The following is a 17,467-nucleotide window of genomic DNA, read 5'->3' as shown; positions in this document are numbered from 1 at the left end:
GACTCTTGACGATGTTCGAGACAGTGCTTGTGGCCAACCGGGGCGAGATCGCGGTCCGTGTCATCCGTACACTCCGGGCGCTGGGTGTGCGCTCGGTGGCCGTCTTCAGCGATGCGGACGCCGACGCACGACACGTCCGGGAGGCGGACACGGCCGTACGGATCGGTCCGGCGCCGGCGAGCGAGAGCTATCTGTCGGCGGAGCGGCTGTTGGAGGCGGCTGCCGCGAGCGGGGCCCAGGCGGTGCATCCCGGGTACGGCTTCCTCGCCGAGAACGCCGCCTTCGCGCGCGCGTGCGCCGACGCCGGGCTCGTCTTCATCGGGCCGCCCGCCGACGCCATCTCCCTGATGGGCGACAAGATCCGCGCCAAGGAGACGGTGAAGGCGGCCGGGGTGCCGGTCGTGCCGGGTGCCGCCGATCCCGAACTGGAGGACGCGGCCCGCGAGTTGGGCGCGCCCGTGCTGCTCAAGCCCTCGGCGGGCGGCGGCGGCAAGGGGATGCGCCTTGTGCGCGACCTGTCGGTGCTCAGCGAGGAGATCGCGGCGGCCCGGCGGGAGGCCCGTGCTTCCTTCGGTGACGACACGCTGCTCGTGGAGCGGTGGATCGACCGGCCCCGGCATATCGAGATCCAGGTCCTGGCGGACGGGCACGGTCGTGTGGTGCACCTGGGCGAGCGTGAGTGCTCGCTCCAGCGCCGGCACCAGAAGATCATCGAGGAGGCGCCGAGTGTGCTGCTCGACGAGAAGACGCGGGCGGCCATGGGGGCGGCGGCGGTCGAGGCGGCGCGCTCCTGCGGGTACGTGGGCGCGGGCACGGTCGAGTTCATCGTGCCGGGCGATGATCCGTCGGCGTACTGCTTCATGGAGATGAACACGCGGCTTCAGGTTGAGCATCCGGTGACGGAGATGGTGACCGGTGTCGATCTTGTCGAGTGGCAGCTTCGGGTTGCGGCGGGTGAGCGGTTGGGGTTTGAGCAGGAGGACATCACGCTCACCGGGCACGCGGTCGAGGCGCGGATCTGCGCGGAGGATCCGGCGCGGGGGTTCCTTCCCTCCGGGGGGACGGTTCTTGCCCTGCGCGAGCCGTGGGGCGACGGGGTTCGCACCGACTCCGGGCTCAGTGAGGGCACGGAGGTCGGGTCCCTGTACGACCCGATGCTGTCCAAGGTCATCGCGTACGGGCCGGACCGGGCGACGGCTCTACGGAAGCTGCGGGCTGCGCTTGCCGAGACGGTGACGCTGGGCGTGCAGACGAATGCCGGGTTCCTGCGGCGGCTGCTGGCCCATCCGGCGGTGGTGGCGGGCGAGTTGGACACCGGGTTGGTGGAGCGGGAGGTTGACGGGCTGGTCTCGGGTGAGGTGCCGGGTGAGGTGTACGTGGCGGCGGGGTTGCTGCGACAAGCGCGTTTGTTCCCCAGCCCCGCCCCTTCCCGTAACCAGGGGCTCCGCCCCTGGACCCCGCTGGGGGCTACGCCCCCAGACCCCCATCGGCCTGAACGGCCTCGTCCTCAAACTCCCCCACTCTCGGCTTCGCTCGAGCGGGGGGACCCCCACGACGGGCTGGAAAGGTGGACCGATCCTTTCTCGGTACCCAGTGGGTGGCGGCTCGGTGGCACACCCGCCTGGACCGTGCACCACCTGCGCGTGCCCGGCCACGACCCCGTCGAGGTCCGCGTACGCGGATCCCTCCGCGACGCGGAAGTCTCGTGGGGGTCTGGGGGCTTGCCCTCCCACGCGGCGGAGCCGCAAATGTCACAGCCGGGGAGGGGCGGGCTTGGGGAAGAAAACCCACCCACCCGCACCGGCACCGTCACCATCCACCTGAACGGCGTCACCCACACCTTCGCCGCCCTGCTGGGAGGCACCTGGCTGGGCCGCGACGGCGACGCCTGGAACGTCCAAGACCACGACCCCGTCACCGCCTCCCTCACCGGCGCCGCCCGAACCGGCGTCGACTCCCTCACCGCCCCCATGCCCGGCACGGTCACCGTCGTGAAGGTCGCCGTGGGCGACGAAGTGGCCGCCGGACAGAGCCTCCTGGTCGTGGAGGCAATGAAGATGGAGCACGTCATCTCCGCCCCGCACGCCGGCACCGTCACCGAGCTGGACGTCACCGCGGGCTCGACCGTCGCCATGGACCAGGTGCTGGCCGTCATCGCACCCCAGGAGCAGGAACTGGGTCAGGAGCAGGAGGAGGCCACCTCATGACCACATCCGCCGCGCTGGGACTCCCGATGGCCGTCCCCGCCCAGGGCCTCCCGGCCACGTCCACCGTCCGCATCCACGAGGTCGGCCCCCGCGACGGCCTGCAGAACGAGAAGGCCACCGTCCCGACGGAGACGAAGGCCGAGCTCATCCGGCGCCTCGCCGACGCGGGCCTCACCACCATCGAGGCCACAAGCTTCGTACACCCCAAGTGGGTGCCCCAACTGGCCGACGCGGAAGACCTGTTCCCCCGCGTCAGCGAACTCCCGGTCGCGCTCCCGGTCCTCGTACCCAACGAACGCGGCCTGGACCGCGCCCTCGCCCTCGGCGCGAGCCGCCTCGCCGTGTTCGCGAGCGCCACGGAGTCCTTCGCGAAGGCCAACCTCAACCGGACCGTCGACGAGGCGCTGGCCATGTTCGAGCCGGTGGTCCAGCGGGCGAAGGACGAGGGTGCCCACGTACGCGGGTATCTCTCCATGTGCTTCGGCGACCCCTGGGAGGGCCCGGTCCCCGTCCCCCAGGTCGTACGGGTGTGCCGGGCGCTGTTGGACATGGGCTGTGACGAACTGAGCCTCGGCGACACGATCGGCGTCGCGACCCCGGGGCACGTACAGGCACTGCTCAGCGCGCTGAACGAAGCAGGCGTCCCCACGCACACGCTCGGCGTGCACTTCCACGACACGTACGGCCAGGCCCTCGCCAACACCCTGGCGGCACTTCAGCACGGCGTCACGACAATCGACGCGTCCGCCGGAGGCCTCGGCGGCTGCCCGTTCGCCAAGTCCGCCACCGGCAACCTCGCCACCGAAGACCTCGTGTGGATGCTGCGGGGCCTCGGCATCGACACCGGAGTCGACCTCGACCGTCTCGTCGCCACGAGCGGCTGGATGGCCGACCAACTGGGCCGACCCAGCCCTTCCCGCACCGTCCGCGCCCTCTCCCACAAGGAGTGATCCCCCATGTCACTTGACCATCGGCTCTCCCCCGAGCTCGAAGAACTCCGCCGGACCGTCGAGGAGTTCGCACACGACGTGGTCGCCCCGAAGATCGGGGATTTCTACGAGCGGCACGAGTTCCCGTACGAGATCGTGCGGGAGATGGGCCGGATGGGTCTGTTCGGGCTGCCGTTTCCGGAGGAGTACGGCGGCATGGGCGGCGACTATCTGGCGCTCGGTATCGCGCTGGAGGAGCTGGCCCGCGTCGACTCCTCCGTCGCCATCACCCTCGAAGCAGGCGTCTCCCTCGGCGCCATGCCGATCCACCTGTTCGGCACGGAGGCCCAGAAGCGGGAGTGGCTGCCCCGCCTCTGCACGGGCGAGATCCTCGGCGCCTTCGGCCTGACCGAACCGGACGGCGGCTCGGACGCCGGTGCGACCCGTACGACGGCCCGTCTCGACGAGGCGACGAACGAATGGGTGATCAACGGCACCAAGTGCTTCATCACCAACTCCGGTACGGACATCACGGGTCTGGTCACGGTGACGGCGGTGACCGGCCGCACGGACGAGGGCAAGCCCCGTATATCGGCGATCATCGTGCCGTCGGGAACACCCGGGTTCACGGTGGCGCCCGCGTACTCGAAGGTCGGCTGGAACGCCTCGGACACCCGCGAGCTGTCCTTCGACGACGTCCGCGTACCCGCCGCGAACCTGCTCGGTGAGGAGGGCCGCGGTTACGCCCAGTTCCTTCGCATCCTCGACGAGGGCCGTATCGCCATAGCGGCCCTGGGGACGGGTCTTGCGCAGGGCTGCGTCGACGAATCGATCAAGTACGCCAAGGAGCGCCACGCCTTCGGCCGCCCGATCGGCGCGAACCAGGCGATCCAGTTCAAGATCGCCGACATGGAGATGAAGGCCCACACATCCCGCCTGGCCTGGCGCGACGCGGCCTCCCGCCTGGTGACCGGCGACCCCTTCAAGAAGGAGGCGGCCCTGGCCAAGCTCTACTCCTCCACGATCGCCGTGGACAACGCCCGCGACGCCACCCAGATCCACGGCGGCTACGGCTTCATGAACGAGTACCCGGTGGCCCGCATGTGGCGCGACTCCAAGATCCTGGAGATCGGCGAGGGCACGAGCGAGGTCCAACGCATGCTGATCGCACGGGAGTTGGGGTTGACGAGCTGACGCTCAGGCCCCGCCCATCGGACACGTAGTGAGGTTAGGCTAACCTACCTTGGGAATTGTCCCGTGGGCGATCAGCCCTGTGCGAAAGCAGTCACCACCATGTTCAACGCCCGTTCCGCCCACCTCACCCGCCGCGGCATACTCGCCGCGGGCGGCGCCCTCGGCCTCGGCGCCGTCCTCGCGGCCTGCGGCGACGACGACGCGAAAAGCGGTGGCTCGGCCGACTCCACGGAGGCCGCCAAGTCCGGCCCCTGGAGCTTCAAGGACGACCGCGGCAAGACCGTCGAGACCGACAAGGTCCCGGCGAGCATCGTCGCGTTCACCGGCGTCGCCGCCGCGCTCCACGACTACGGCATCGAGGTCAAGGGCGTCTTCGGCCCCACCGAGACCAAGGACGGCAAGGCCGATGTCCAGGCCGGCGACCTCGACATCAGCAAGGTGACCATTCTCGGCAACGAGTTCGGCCAGTTCAACGTCGAGAAGTACGCGACCCTGGCGCCCGACGTTCTGATCACCACCATGTTCGACGACGCGGGCACGCTCTGGTACGTCCCCGAGGAGTCCAAGGACAAGATCGCCGCCCTCGCCCCGAGCGTCGGCATCTCCGTCTACGACCGCCGGCTGACCGAGCCGCTGCAGCGCATGATGGCGCTCGCCGAGTCCCTCGGCGCCGACATCAAGGCCGACAAGGTCACCGCCGCCAAGAAGCGCTTCGAGGACGCCTCCGCCAAGGTGCGCGCCGCGGTGAAAGCCAACCCCGGCATCAAGGTGCTGGCCGGTTCCGCGAGCCAGGACATCTTCTACGTCTCCACCTCGAACCTCTCCGTCGACCTGGAGTACTTCAAGGCACTCGGCGTCACCTTCGTCGAGCCGCCCGCCGACGTACTGAAGGCCAGCGGCGGCTGGTTCGAGAACCTCAGCTGGGAGAACGTCGACAAGTACGACGCGGATCTCATCCTGATGGACAACCGCACCTCGGCCATCCAGCCCGCGGACATCACGGAGGCAACGTGGAAGCAGTTGCCTGCCGTCAAGGCTGGGCAGGTCATCGCTCGTGACCCGGAGCCGATCTTGTCCTACGACAAGTGCGCGCCGCTTCTCGAAAACCTGGCCGAGGCCATCGAGAAGGCGAAGAAGGTCGCCTGAGCGGGAGTGATCAACTGCGGGCCGTTGATGGCTGGTCGCTCCCCCACTCTCGGCTGCGCCGCAAATTGACACAGCCCCGCGGGTGCCTCCGGCGGTTGAGCGGGTGCGGGTGCGTCGTGGTTGCTCGCGCAGTTCCCCGCGCCCCTGAAGGGGCGCTGTTGCTGGCGACCGCCCTGAAAGGGAACCGGCCCACGCGCCGCAGGCAGCGGGGCCGGTGGCGCCCCGTTAGGGGCGCGGGGAACTGCGCGACCGGCCACGACGCACCCGCAGGTCTGACGCACAGCAACCCACCCGCCCCTAGGGGCGCGGGGAACTGCGCGACCAGCCCCAACGCACCCGCAGGTCAGACGCACAGCAACCCGCCCACCCCCTGACGAAAACTCAGGAGCACCCATGCCAACGGCGGTAGCCGCCCCGTACCGCTTCTTCGACCTCCAGGTAGTACGGACGAGGCGGCTCAGCCCCTCCCTCGTCCGCGTCACCTTCGCGGCCAGCAACCGCAACGGCCTACAAACCTTCGCCTCCAACGGCCTCGACCAAAGCCTCTCCCTCTTCCTCCCGCGGCCGGGCCAGGAAGAGCCCGTCATGCCGATGGAGTACGGCGAGGGCTGGCGTCAGGCCTGGATCGACACCCCCGACGACGTGCGGGCGATCATGCGCTCGTACACCCTCCGCGCCCTGAGGCGAGACCCCGACGAGATCGACATCGACTTCGTGCTGCACGGCACGGAGCCGGGCGCCGCAACCCCGGCCGGCCCGGCCTCCCGCTGGGCCGCCGACACGCAGCCCGGCGACCGAGTCGTACTGCTCGGCCCAGCCGTAGCCGACAACACGGCGATCCGTTTCCGCCCGCCGGCGGACACCGACCTGATCGTCCTCTGGGCGGACGAAACCGCCCTACCCGCCGCCGCGGCCATCCTCGAGTCGCTCCCAACCGGGACCAGGGCAACCGCCTGGCTGGAAGTCCCGCACGCAGCCGACCGCCTCGACCTCCTCAACCCCGCCGACGCCGACATCACCTGGCTCGTACGCGACGAGGGCTCCCCCAAGGCCCACGAAGCGATCCGAGCCGCGCAACTCCCGCCCGCAGAAAGCCCGTACGCCTGGATCGCGGGCGAGTCCGGCCAGGTCAAGGCGCTGCGCCGACACCTCGTACGCGAACGGGAGTTCGACCGCCGGCGCGTCACATTCGTCGGCTACTGGCGGCGCGGGCTGACCGAGGAGCAACTCCGGGCGCAAGGAGAGTGACAGGGAGAGTGATTCACCCAACACGCACAGCCACCAAAGGCAACCAACGCGCAACTAAAGGGACATGAGGGAGCAGCGGGGGTTGAAAAGTTAGGTTAGCCTTACCTAAATAAGACACCAAGCTTCAGCCCCCGCCCCACTCTGAAGGGCACAGCTCCCCCACCCTCTCCCGCCCCGGAGGAAAAACCCCCATGCGCTCGCACCTGCTCAATGACACGACCGCGGAGCGGTACCGCAGCTCCGTGACCGAAGGAATCGAGCGGGTGGCGGCCAAACTCGCCACCACCGACCGTCCGTTCACCGGCGTCACGGTCGACGCCCTCGCGCCGAGCATCGACAAGGTCGACCTCGACCGGCCGCTGCTCGACACCACCGCGGCCCTGGACGAGCTCGAAGAGCTCTACCTGCGCGACGCGATCTACTTCCACCACCCGCGCTATCTCGCGCACCTCAACTGCCCGGTCGTGATCCCCGCCGTCGTCGGCGAGGCGGTCCTGTCGGCCGTCAACTCCTCGCTGGACACCTGGGACCAGTCCGCCGGCGGCACCCTCATCGAGCGCCGGCTCATCGACTGGACCACCGAGCGCATCGGCCTCGGCCCGGCCGCCGACGGCGTGTTCACGTCCGGCGGCACCCAGTCCAACCTCCAGGCGCTGCTGCTGGCGCGAGAAGAGGCCAAGACGGACTCGTACGCCAAACTGCGTGTCTTCGCCTCCGAGGTGAGCCACTTCAGCGTCAAGAAGTCGGCGAAACTGCTCGGGCTCAGCCAGGACTCCGTGGTCTCCATCCCCGTCGGCCGCGACAAGCGACTGCAGACCGTCGCGCTCGCCCATGAGCTGGAGCGCTGCCGCCGCGACGGGCTGATCCCGATGGCCGTCGTCGCCACCGCGGGCACCACCGACTTCGGCTCCATCGACCCGCTGCCCGAGATCGCCGAGCTGTGCGAGCAGTTCGGCGCCTGGCTGCACGTGGACGCGGCGTACGGCTGCGGGCTGCTGGCATCGCGAAAGAACCGCCACCTCATCGACGGCATCGAGCGCGCCGACTCCGTCACCGTCGACTACCACAAGTCCTTCTTCCAGCCGGTGAGTTCATCCGCCGTGCTGGTCCGGGACGCGGCCACGCTGCGGCATGCCACGTATCACGCGGAGTACCTCAACCCCCGCCGCATGGTGCAGGAGCGCATCCCCAACCAGGTCGACAAGTCCCTGCAGACCACCCGTCGCTTCGACGCGCTCAAGCTGTGGATGACGCTGCGCGTGATGGGCGCCGACGGCATCGGCGAGCTCTTCGACGAGGTCTGTGAACTGGCGCAGGAGGGCTGGAAGTTGCTCGCCGCCGACCCGCGCTTCGACGCTGTCGTGGAGCCGTCCCTCTCCACCCTCGTCTTCCGCTACATCCCGACATCCGTCACCGACCCGGCCGAGATCGACCGCGCCAACCTGTACGCCCGCAAGGCCCTGTTCGCCTCCGGTGACGCGGTCGTCGCGGGCACCAAGGTCGATGGCCGCCACTACCTGAAGTTCACCCTGCTCAACCCCGAGACCTCGGCGGACGACATCGCCGCCGTACTCGACCTGATCGCCGGCCACGCCGAGCAGTACCTGGGAGGAGAGTCCCTTGACCGCGCTTCCTGAATCCGCGCTTCCCGAATTCCCCGTGAAGACCCACGACTTCATCGGGATCGGCCTCGGCCCCTTCAACCTCGGCCTCGCCTGCCTCACCGAGCCGATCACCGAACTCGACGGCGTCTTCCTGGAGACCAAGCCGGACTTCGAGTGGCACTCCGGGATGTTCCTGGAGGGCGCGCACCTCCAGACGCCGTTCATGTCGGACCTGGTCACGCTGGCCGACCCGACGTCCCCGTACTCCTTCCTCAACTACCTGAAGTCCTCAGGGCGGTTGTACGCGTTCTACATCCGCGAGAACTTCTATCCGCTGCGCGTCGAGTACGACGACTACTGCCGCTGGGCCGCCGGGCAGCTCTCCAGCATCCGCTTCAACACGACGGTCACGGAGGTCACGTACGTCGATGACGTGTACGTCGTACGGACGGAAGCCGGCGAGACCTACCGCGCCCGCCACCTTGTCCTCGGCACCGGCACGCCGCCGTACATCCCCGAGGCCTGCCAGGGTCTCGGCGGGGACTTCATCCACAACTCCCGCTACCAGCAGCACAAGCAGGAGTTGCAGGCGAAGAAGTCGATCACGCTCGTCGGCAGTGGGCAGTCCGCCGCGGAGATCTACTACGACCTGCTGAGCGAGATCGACGTCCACGGCTACCGGCTGAACTGGGTCACGCGCTCGCCCCGCTTCTTCCCGCTCGAGTACACCAAGCTGACGCTGGAGATGACCTCCCCGGAGTACATCGACTACTTCCACGCGCTGCCGGAGCGGACCCGCTACCGGCTCCAGTCGGAGCAGAAGAGCCTGTTCAAGGGCATCGACGGTGAGCTGATCAACGAGATCTTCGATCTGCTCTACCAGAAGAACCTCGGCGGCCCGGTGCCTACCCGGCTGCTCACCAACTCCGCACTGCACAGTGCGAGTTATGAGAACGGCACGTACACCCTCGGCCTGCGTCAGGAGGAGCAGGAGAAGGACTACGAGCTGCACTCCGAGGGCCTGATCCTGGCGACCGGCTACAAGTACGCGGAGCCGGAGTTCCTGAAGCCCGTACGCGACCGCATCCTCTACGACGAGCACGGCAACCACGACGTGGCGCGCAACTACGCCATCGACACGACCGGGCGCGGCATCTTCCTGCAGAACGCGGGCGTCCACACGCACTCGATCACCTCGCCGGACCTCGGCATGGGCGCGTACCGCAATGCGTACATCATCCGCGAGCTGCTCGGCAGCGAGTACTACCCCGTCGAGAAGACCATCGCCTTCCAGGAGTTCGCCGTATGAGCACCCAGATTCTCGGGGCGCTCTCACTGCGCCCCCTCGACCCGCTCACCGACGCCGAGCTGCTGCACTCCTGGGTGACCCATCCCAAGGCGGCGCACTGGATGATGCTGGATGCGCGGCTCGAGGACGTGGAGCGCGAGTACATGCGGATCGCCGCCCATGAGCACCACGACGCGTTCATCGGGATGCACGACGGTGAGCCGGCGTTCCTGATGGAGCGCTACGACCCGCGGTACGTCGAACTCGTCGGCCTGTACGAGCCCGAGCCCGGCGACGTCGGCATGCACTTCCTGGTGGCGCCGACGGACACGCCCGTGCACGGCTTCACCCGGGCTGTGATCACCGCGGTGATGGAGTCCCTGTTCGCCGACCCGCGCACCCGGCGGGTCGTCGTCGAACCGGACGTGACCAACACGGCGGTGCACGCACTGAACGAGACCGTCGGCTTTGTGCCCGTACGCGAGATCCAGAAGCCGGAGAAGCGTGCGCTGCTGTCCTTCTGCACGCGCGAACAGTTCTTGGCTTCGCGAGGAGTGGCGATATGACCCTGACCACCGACACCACGACCGCAACCGCAACCGGACCGCATCTGTCCGACGCCGTCGCACACCTCTCCCCCGAACGCTGGGCGCGCGCCAACCGCCTCCTCATCCGCAAGGCCCTCGCCGAGTTCGCCCACGAGCGGCTCTTCACGCCGGAGGCCGCCGACGACGGCTCGTATGTCGTACGGAGCGACGACGGCCTCACCCGTTACCAGTTCACCGCCACCCGTCACGCCCTCGACCACTGGCAGGTCGACGCCGAGTCGATCACCCGGCACCGCGAGGGGCAGGAACTCCCGCTGAACGCCCTGGAGTTCTTCATCGAGCTGAAGAAGTCTCTCGGCCTGAGCGACGCGGTGTTGCCGGTCTACCTGGAGGAGATCTCCTCCACCCTCTCCGGCACCTGCTACAAGCTCACCAAGCCCCAGCTCACCTCCGCCGAGCTTGCCAGCAGCGGTTTCCAGGAGATCGAGACGGGGATGACCGAGGGCCACCCCTGCTTCGTCGCCAACAACGGGCGGCTGGGCTTCGGGGTCCACGAGTACCTCTCGTACGCCCCTGAGACCGCGAGCCCTGTACGGCTGATCTGGCTGGCGGCGCACCGCTCGCGGGCGGCGTTCACGGCGGGCGTCGGCCTGGACTACGAGTCCCTGCTGCGGTCCGAGCTCGGGGACGAGACGCTGAAGCGGTTCTCCGTCACCTTGACCGAAAAGGGGCTCGACCCGGACGACTACCTCCTCATCCCGGTCCACCCCTGGCAGTGGTGGAACAAACTCTCCGTGACCTTCGCGGCGGAGGTCGCCCAGCAGCATCTGGTGTGCCTGGGTGAGGGCGACGACGAGTATCTGGCCCAGCAGTCGATCCGGACGTTCTTCAACAAGAGCGCCCCCGAGAAGCACTATGTGAAGACCGCCCTGTCAGTCATCAACATGGGCTTCATGCGCGGCCTGTCCGCCGCATACATGGAGGCGACGCCGGCCATCAACGACTGGCTGGCCCAACTCGTCCAGAACGACCCGGTGTTGAAGTCCACCGGCCTGTCGGTCATCCGCGAGCGCGCGGCCGTCGGCTACCGGCACCTGGAGTACGAGGCCGCCACCGACCGCTACTCCCCGTACCGCAAGATGCTCGCCGCCCTGTGGCGCGAAAGCCCGGTCCCCTCACTCCGCGAGGGCGAGCGACTGGCCACCATGGCCTCCCTCGTCCACGTCGACCACGAGGGCGCGTCCTTCGCGGCGGCGCTGATCGAGCGCTCGGGCCTCGCGCCGGCGGAGTGGCTGCGCCGCTATCTGCACGCCTACCTCACGCCGCTGCTGCACAGCTTCTACGCGTACGACCTGGTGTTCATGCCCCACGGCGAGAACGTCATCCTCGTCCTTGAGGACGGCGTCGTACAGCGCGTGATCTACAAGGACATCGCCGAGGAGATCGCGGTGATGGACCCGGACGCGGTGCTGCCGCCGGTGGTCGAGCGGATCCGCGTCGAGGTGCCCGAGGACAAGAAGCTGCTGTCGATCCTCACGGACGTCTTCGACTGCTTCTTCCGCTTCCTGGCCGCGAACCTCGCCGACGAGGGCGTTATCGAGGAGGCGGACTTCTGGCGGACGGTCGCCGACTGCGTACGCGCATACCAAGCAGCCGCGCTTGAACTGGCCGACAAGTTCCGGCAGTACGACATGTTTGCGCCTGAGTTCGCGCTGTCCTGCCTGAACCGGCTGCAGTTGCGCAACAACGAGCAGATGGTCGACCTCGCCGATCCGGCGGGAGCACTCCAGCTCGTCGGCAACCTCAAGAACCCCATAGCCGGGCTGTAGCAGCAGACAGCCCCATCAGCAGGCGGGCGCCCTCACGTACGGTCCCAGGGGGCGCCCGCCGTCGTACAGAATTGCCGTATGGCGGAAATCATCCAGAAGGACGGGACTTGGACCTTCGACGGCGATGCCCTGCACCTCACCCCGGGGCGCGACAAGAGCGTGAGCCTGCTGCGGAAGACACTGGGTGAACTGACCGTCCCGCTGGGCGCGTTGGCGGGTATCTCCTTCGAACAGGGCAAGAAGTCCGGGCGGTTGAAGCTCCGGCTGCGGGAGGGCGCGGACCCGTTGCTGCAGGCCACCGGAGGCAAGCTCGCCGAGCCGAACGACCCGTATCAGCTCGCCGTCGACTCCGACCGCTACGGCGTCGCCGAGTACTTCGTGGAGGAGATCCGCAACGCGCTGCTGCTGGACGAGGTCCCGACCACCGCCGTCGACCGCTATCTGGCGCCGGGCCCGTCCGTGCCGCTGTCGGTGTCCGCCGGGGACGGCACCGCGAGCTTCGACGGGGAGCGCGTACGGCTGGACTGGAACTGGAAGACGGAGGAGGCCAAGGCGGCGGCCGGTGCGCGCACGATCTACTTCGCGGACATCGAGTCGGTGGAGTGGCACCCGGCGGTGGGCCTGGAGAACGGCTATCTCCGCTTCACCGTCCGCAACGCCCCGACCAAGGCACCGCCGAAGTACGACCCCAACTCCATTGAACTGTGGGGCTTCAAGAAGGACCCGCTGATGGCGCTGGTCGCGGCGGCGGTACAGGCCCGCCTTCCGCACCCGTCGGCGTCTTCCATCGAGGACCGGGTGCCCATATCACCCAACTCCCCCGCCCAGGACGCCGAACCACCCGCCGAGCCCGACCACGACGCCCTCCTGCGCCGCCTTCGCGAGCTGGGCGAACTGCATAAGTCGGGCATCCTCACGGAGGAGGAGTTCACCCTGGCCAAGCAGGCCATCCTGAAGCGCCTTTGAGCGGTTATCCGAGCCGCTGTAGATCCTTTACGGCCAACGCGGATCCTTTGCGACAGTTCTGCCACGTTGCTGCCCGCTTTCGGGCAGATTTCTTGCGATCACTCGCCCCATCGTTCAGGATCATCGAGTGCACGACGAACTCGTTGATCATCTGACGCGCTCCACCGCCCTCAGCCGGGGCGAGGCTCTGCGGGTGATCCAGGACGTGCTCGCCTACTTCGACGAGACGACCGAGGAATACGTCCGTCGCCGCCATCGCGAGCTCCAGGTTCAGGGCCTGGTGAACGCGGCGATCTTCGAACGGATCGCGGCAGACCTGAAGTACCGCGCGGTCGCACCGCCCGAGCTCACGCTCCGGCAGCTGCGCCGCATCGTCTATGGCTAGATCGTCTAGGGCTAGGGGCCTTCTGTATGTGTGGAATCGTCGGATACATCGGCAAGCGTGACGTGGCGCCGCTGCTCCTGGAGGGCCTGCAGCGCCTGGAGTACCGCGGCTACGACTCCGCCGGCATCGTGGTGACCAGCCCGAAGACGTCCGGCCTGAAGATGGTCAAGGCCAAGGGCCGGGTTCGCGACCTGGAGGCCAAGGTGCCGGCCCGCTTCAAGGGCACCACCGGCATCGCCCACACCCGCTGGGCCACGCACGGCGCCCCGTCGGACGTCAACGCGCACCCGCATCTGGACGCCGAGGGCAAGGTCGCCGTCGTCCACAACGGCATCATCGACAACGCCTCCGACCTGCGCAGGAAACTGGAGGCCGACGGAGTCGAGTTCCTCTCCGAGACCGACACCGAGGTCCTCACCCACCTCATCGCCCGCTCGCAGGCCGTGAAGCTGGAGGACAAGGTCCGCGACACACTGCGCGTCATCGAGGGCACGTACGGCATCGCCGTGATGCACGCCGACTTCCCCGACCGCATCGTGGTGGCGCGCAACGGCTCCCCGGTCGTCCTCGGCATCGGCGAGAAGGAGATGTTCGTCGCCTCGGACATCGCCGCCCTGGTCGCCCACACCCGCCAGATCGTCACACTCGACGACGGCGAGATGGCCACGCTGAAGGCCGACGACTTCCGTACGTACACCACCGAGGGCACCCGTACGACGGCCGAGCCGACCACCGTGGAGTGGGAGGCGGCCTCGTACGACATGGGCGGCCACGACACGTACATGCACAAGGAGGTCTTCGAGCAGGCCGACGCCGTGGACCGGTGCCTGCGCGGCCGCATCGACGACCGGTTCTCCACCGTGCACCTGGGCGGCCTGAACCTGGACGCCCGCGAGGCGCGCAAGATCCGCCGCGTGAAGATCCTCGGCTGCGGCACCTCGTACCACGCGGGCATGATCGGCGCCCAGATGATCGAGGAGCTGGCCCGTATCCCCGCGGACGCCGAGCCGGCCTCCGAGTTCCGCTACCGCAACGCGGTCGTCGACCCGGACACGCTGTACGTCGCGGTCTCGCAGTCCGGTGAGACGTACGACGTACTGGCCGCCGTGCAGGAGCTGAAGCGCAAGGGCGCCCGCGTCCTGGGTGTGGTGAACGTGGTGGGCAGCGCCATCGCCCGCGAGGCGGACGGCGGCATCTACGTCCACGCGGGCCCCGAGGTCTGCGTCGTCTCCACCAAGTGCTTCACCAACACCACGGTCGCCTTCGCGCTGCTCGCCCTGCACCTGGGCCGCACCCGTGACCTGTCGGTCCGCGACGGCAAGCGGATCATCGACGGCCTGCGCAGGCTGCCCGCGCAGATCTCGGAGATCCTCGCGCAGGAGGGCGAGATCGAGAAGCTGGCGGCGGAGTACGCCGAGGCCCGCTCGATGCTCTTCATCGGTCGTGTACGGGGCTACCCGGTGGCCCGCGAGGCCTCGCTGAAGCTCAAGGAGGTCTCGTACATCCACGCCGAGGCCTACCCCGCCTCCGAGCTCAAGCACGGCCCGCTCGCCCTGATCGAGCCCGCGCTGCCGACGGTCGCGATCGTGCCCGACGACGACCTGCTGGAGAAGAACCGCGCCGCCCTGGAGGAGATCAAGGCCCGCAGCGGCAAGATCCTCGCGGTGGCCCACCAGGAGCAGGAGAAGGCCGACAGGACGATCGTCGTCCCGAAGAACGAGGACGAATTGGACCCGATCCTGATGGGCATCCCCCTCCAACTCCTCGCCTACCACACGGCGTTGGCCCTGGGCCGGGACATCGACAAGCCCAGGAACCTCGCAAAGTCCGTAACGGTGGAATAAAAGGAATCCCCAAGACCACCGAAGCGACAATTGAGCAACCCCCACGGCGATCAACCAGCTCCGCGAGAGCGGCGCCGGTTTAGGCGCAAAGGGGCGCGAACGGCCTCCCGGGTGTGCCACCAGCACCCGAGAGGCCGTTCCTGCGGGAGCCGAGGTCGCCCATTACCTCGGCTCGTGGCTGCCTCAGCCGGGAGCCGTCATCCTCCGGCCGGCAGCGCGTCGTGGGACCGCGGTGGGCCAGTGGGCCAGGAACGCCGTCGCGGTGTACCAGGCCACGGCGCCGCCTGCCACGGCGAACCAGCCGCCGACCTTTCCGAGCGCCTCGTTGTCCGCGAAGCTCGAGATGGCGAGAAGCACCAGCGCGACGAAGAACAGCCCGTAGGCGCCCTGTGCGAGCGGTCCGCGGGCCGCAGCCCCGAGGGTCAGGCTCAGCGCGACGAGTGCGAACAGCAGGAAGAAGAGCCCTGCGGCGTTGTCCGACAGCGTGCTGCCGGCGGTGACTCCCCAGTCGCCCGCCATCGCACCCCAGGCGAACCACAGGGCGCCGAACCCCGTGAAGGCCGTGCCGGTGACGATGTCACGGTCGCGGAACGCGAACAGACCCGCGATGAAGAGCGCGATACCGCCTACGTACGTGGCGAGGCCCACGGCGTCCGCCGCCGTCACGCCGTCGATCACTTCGGTGTGACCGAGGCCGAAGAACAGCAGGGTGATACCGAGGGCGAGATGACCGAGGGTGGTGATGGTGCTTCCCGCAGTGACGTCGTTGTTCACGGCGGGCCCCCTTTCATGCAGGAGCGCTTGCGCGATGCCCTATGCCGGACCGTGTCGGCCCGACGACCGGTTTGTACCCTTCACAAGGGTACAAACACCTCTACGCGCGAGTAGGTTTATGCCGCGTCAGAAGTGGCATCGGCCCTCGTCGCGTCTGGCCCCACCTGGGACAACGGTGAGGGCGACGCCTTACGGGATGACGACGACAGGCCGCTGCGCCCGCTTCGCGAGCCGACCCGCGACCGAGCCGAAGATCCGCCCGACGATGCCGTGCGTGGAGCCGACGACGATCGCGTCCGCCTCGTACTCCCGCCCGACCTCCTCGAGCTCGTGGCAGATGTCGCCGCCGCGCTCTACGAGGATCCAGGGCACCTCGGCCAGGTAGTCCGCGCAGGCGAGTTCGAGCCCGAGCACCTCGGTGCGGTGGTCCGGGACGTCGACGAAGACCGGGGGTTCGCAGCCCGCCCACACCGTGGTCGGCAGCCGGTTGGCCACGTGCACGATGATCAGGCCGGAGCCCGAGCGGTGCGCCATCCCGATCGCATAGGAAAGGGCGCGCTCGCTGGACGTGGAGCCGTCGAAGCCGACGACGACGCCATGCTTGAACGCGGGGTCACAGGACTGACGTGTCTCTTCCGCCGCGAAGGGCTCGGACGCCGTGGGATCGACGACGGGGCGCTTGCGGTCCGCGGGATCGAAGAATTCTTGACCGGCCATGGCTGTCTCGGCGTTTGGATCCTCATGGGTGGGACGACAGGTGCTACGGAGCTGTGTCCGGGAATCATCTTCCCAACCCCATACCCCCAAGGGTACGGCGGCACGCCTCCTCTGCCCAGATCCCGCGACGGCCGCGGGAGGGTTCCAGGGAGCATGCACGAGAGGGTGCCCGCAACGCAATGGTTGCTGCCCCGTACAGGCTGTTTGCGCAGGGTTTTGATCGCCGTAGTACGGCAGTTGATCGGTCCGCTGCCGCTGCAATGGCGTGCTACGACCGCTCGGTTTGCCCGGGACCTCTCGCCCTGCGGCTCGCCCTGCGGTGGATTTCGTGACCGCCAGGTCGAGCAGGCGTTGAACTCCGGTGAGCCACCGCTCCAAGGAGGCCCAAGCCACCGTCCAGAGAGGCCCACCGTGTCCGTACCCCAGCCCTCCTCCGGGAAGCCCGCCGCGCGGGACTCCGTCGGCGACTCCGTGAGCGATGTGGTGCGCTGGGCGGCCTTCAGCTGCGTACTGGTCCCCGTGGTGCTCGTCGGGTACGGAACCTCGCTGGCGGGCGCCGCCGGCACGGCCCTCGGACTGGCGGCGGTGACGGCGGTCTGCCGGGCCCTGCTGAGGCGGTCCGAGCGGTATGCGACGGGCGCCGCGACGGGCCATCCGGCCGGGAAACGGACAGCCGGTCGCCGACGGCGCATCAGGGGCGGTACAGGAGCGCACAGAGGGGGCCGGAGAGCCTCAGAAAGCACGCCGGTCGACTGACCGGTTTCAGCTCACGCGCCCGGTGGTTTTCA

General features: G+C 68.5%; 15 protein-coding genes. 13 read left to right on the top strand and 2 right to left on the bottom strand.

The genetic code is table 11. The features are described 5' to 3' along the window. Positions 1 to 11: 11 nt before the first annotated feature. From OHT21_RS30000 to glmS, 12 genes are all read left to right on the top strand, one after another. A complete protein-coding gene (locus OHT21_RS30000; RefSeq protein WP_328771401.1) occupies positions 12 to 2,207 on the top strand; it encodes an acetyl/propionyl/methylcrotonyl-CoA carboxylase subunit alpha in 2,196 nt (731 codons plus the stop codon). Then, entirely contained in the window at positions 2,204 to 3,157 is a 954-nt protein-coding gene (locus OHT21_RS29995) for a hydroxymethylglutaryl-CoA lyase (protein WP_328771400.1), read from the top strand. Before OHT21_RS30000 ends, OHT21_RS29995 begins: the two co-directional genes overlap by 4 nt. Positions 3,158 to 3,163: 6 nt before the next feature. After that, complete coding sequence (locus tag OHT21_RS29990; protein WP_328771399.1) at positions 3,164 to 4,330, top strand: acyl-CoA dehydrogenase family protein; 1,167 nt, start codon at positions 3,164 to 3,166, stop codon at positions 4,328 to 4,330. 99 nt (positions 4,331 to 4,429) lie between these two features. Continuing rightward, entirely contained in the window at positions 4,430 to 5,476 is a 1,047-nt protein-coding gene (locus tag OHT21_RS29985; RefSeq protein WP_328771398.1) for an ABC transporter substrate-binding protein, read from the top strand. A gap of 393 nt (positions 5,477 to 5,869) precedes the next feature. Next, positions 5,870 to 6,724 (top strand): siderophore-interacting protein, encoded by an 855-nt coding sequence (locus OHT21_RS29980; protein WP_328771397.1) that lies wholly within the window; start codon positions 5,870 to 5,872, stop codon positions 6,722 to 6,724. A 191-nt stretch (positions 6,725 to 6,915) separates the two neighbouring features. After that, complete coding sequence (gene desA, locus OHT21_RS29975; RefSeq protein ID WP_328771396.1) at positions 6,916 to 8,361, top strand: lysine decarboxylase DesA; 1,446 nt, start codon at positions 6,916 to 6,918, stop codon at positions 8,359 to 8,361. Beyond that, the gene (locus tag OHT21_RS29970) at positions 8,345 to 9,637 is read left to right on the top strand and encodes a lysine N(6)-hydroxylase/L-ornithine N(5)-oxygenase family protein (RefSeq protein WP_328771395.1); all 1,293 of its coding nucleotides are present in this window, start codon (positions 8,345 to 8,347) and stop codon (positions 9,635 to 9,637) included. Before desA ends, OHT21_RS29970 begins: the two co-directional genes overlap by 17 nt. Further along, entirely contained in the window at positions 9,634 to 10,182 is a 549-nt protein-coding gene (locus tag OHT21_RS29965) for a GNAT family N-acetyltransferase (RefSeq protein WP_328771394.1), read from the top strand. Before OHT21_RS29970 ends, OHT21_RS29965 begins: the two co-directional genes overlap by 4 nt. Further along, positions 10,179 to 11,993 carry an IucA/IucC family protein gene (locus OHT21_RS29960; protein WP_328771393.1) on the top strand — a complete coding sequence of 605 codons (1,815 nt, stop codon included), beginning with the start codon at positions 10,179 to 10,181 and terminating at the stop codon, positions 11,991 to 11,993. Before OHT21_RS29965 ends, OHT21_RS29960 begins: the two co-directional genes overlap by 4 nt. Positions 11,994 to 12,071: 78 nt before the next feature. Beyond that, entirely contained in the window at positions 12,072 to 12,959 is an 888-nt protein-coding gene (locus OHT21_RS29955) for a DUF4429 domain-containing protein (protein WP_328771392.1), read from the top strand. Positions 12,960 to 13,086: 127 nt separating this feature from the next. Beyond that, a complete protein-coding gene (locus tag OHT21_RS29950; protein ID WP_328771391.1) occupies positions 13,087 to 13,344 on the top strand; it encodes a hypothetical protein in 258 nt (85 codons plus the stop codon). Between the two features lie 26 nt (positions 13,345 to 13,370). Then, positions 13,371 to 15,188: a glutamine--fructose-6-phosphate transaminase (isomerizing) gene (gene glmS / locus OHT21_RS29945; RefSeq protein WP_328771390.1), complete on the top strand. Its 1,818-nt coding sequence runs from the start codon at positions 13,371 to 13,373 to the stop codon at positions 15,186 to 15,188. Positions 15,189 to 15,371: 183 nt separating this feature from the next. Here the strand turns inward: glmS and OHT21_RS29940 are convergent, their stop codons facing one another. Together OHT21_RS29940 and OHT21_RS29935 are read right to left on the bottom strand one after the other, a co-directional pair. After that, on the bottom strand, positions 15,372 to 15,962 hold the full coding sequence (locus tag OHT21_RS29940; RefSeq protein WP_328771389.1) for a GPR1/FUN34/YaaH family transporter: 591 nt from the start codon (positions 15,960 to 15,962) through the stop codon (positions 15,372 to 15,374). Positions 15,963 to 16,151: 189 nt separating this feature from the next. After that, positions 16,152 to 16,679 carry a universal stress protein gene (locus OHT21_RS29935; RefSeq protein WP_328771388.1) on the bottom strand — a complete coding sequence of 176 codons (528 nt, stop codon included), beginning with the start codon at positions 16,677 to 16,679 and terminating at the stop codon, positions 16,152 to 16,154. A 411-nt stretch (positions 16,680 to 17,090) separates the two neighbouring features. On the opposite strand from OHT21_RS29935, the gene OHT21_RS29930 reads away from it, so the two are divergent. Further along, complete coding sequence (locus OHT21_RS29930; RefSeq protein ID WP_328771387.1) at positions 17,091 to 17,435, top strand: hypothetical protein; 345 nt, start codon at positions 17,091 to 17,093, stop codon at positions 17,433 to 17,435. Positions 17,436 to 17,467 lie beyond the last annotated feature (32 nt).

Origin of the sequence: Streptomyces sp. NBC_00286 (genome assembly GCF_036173125.1) — a bacterium.
Lineage (GTDB): Bacteria > Actinomycetota > Actinomycetes > Streptomycetales > Streptomycetaceae > Streptomyces.
Note: the sequence above shows the minus strand (reverse complement) of the source record. Positions and strands in the feature narration are given on the sequence as shown.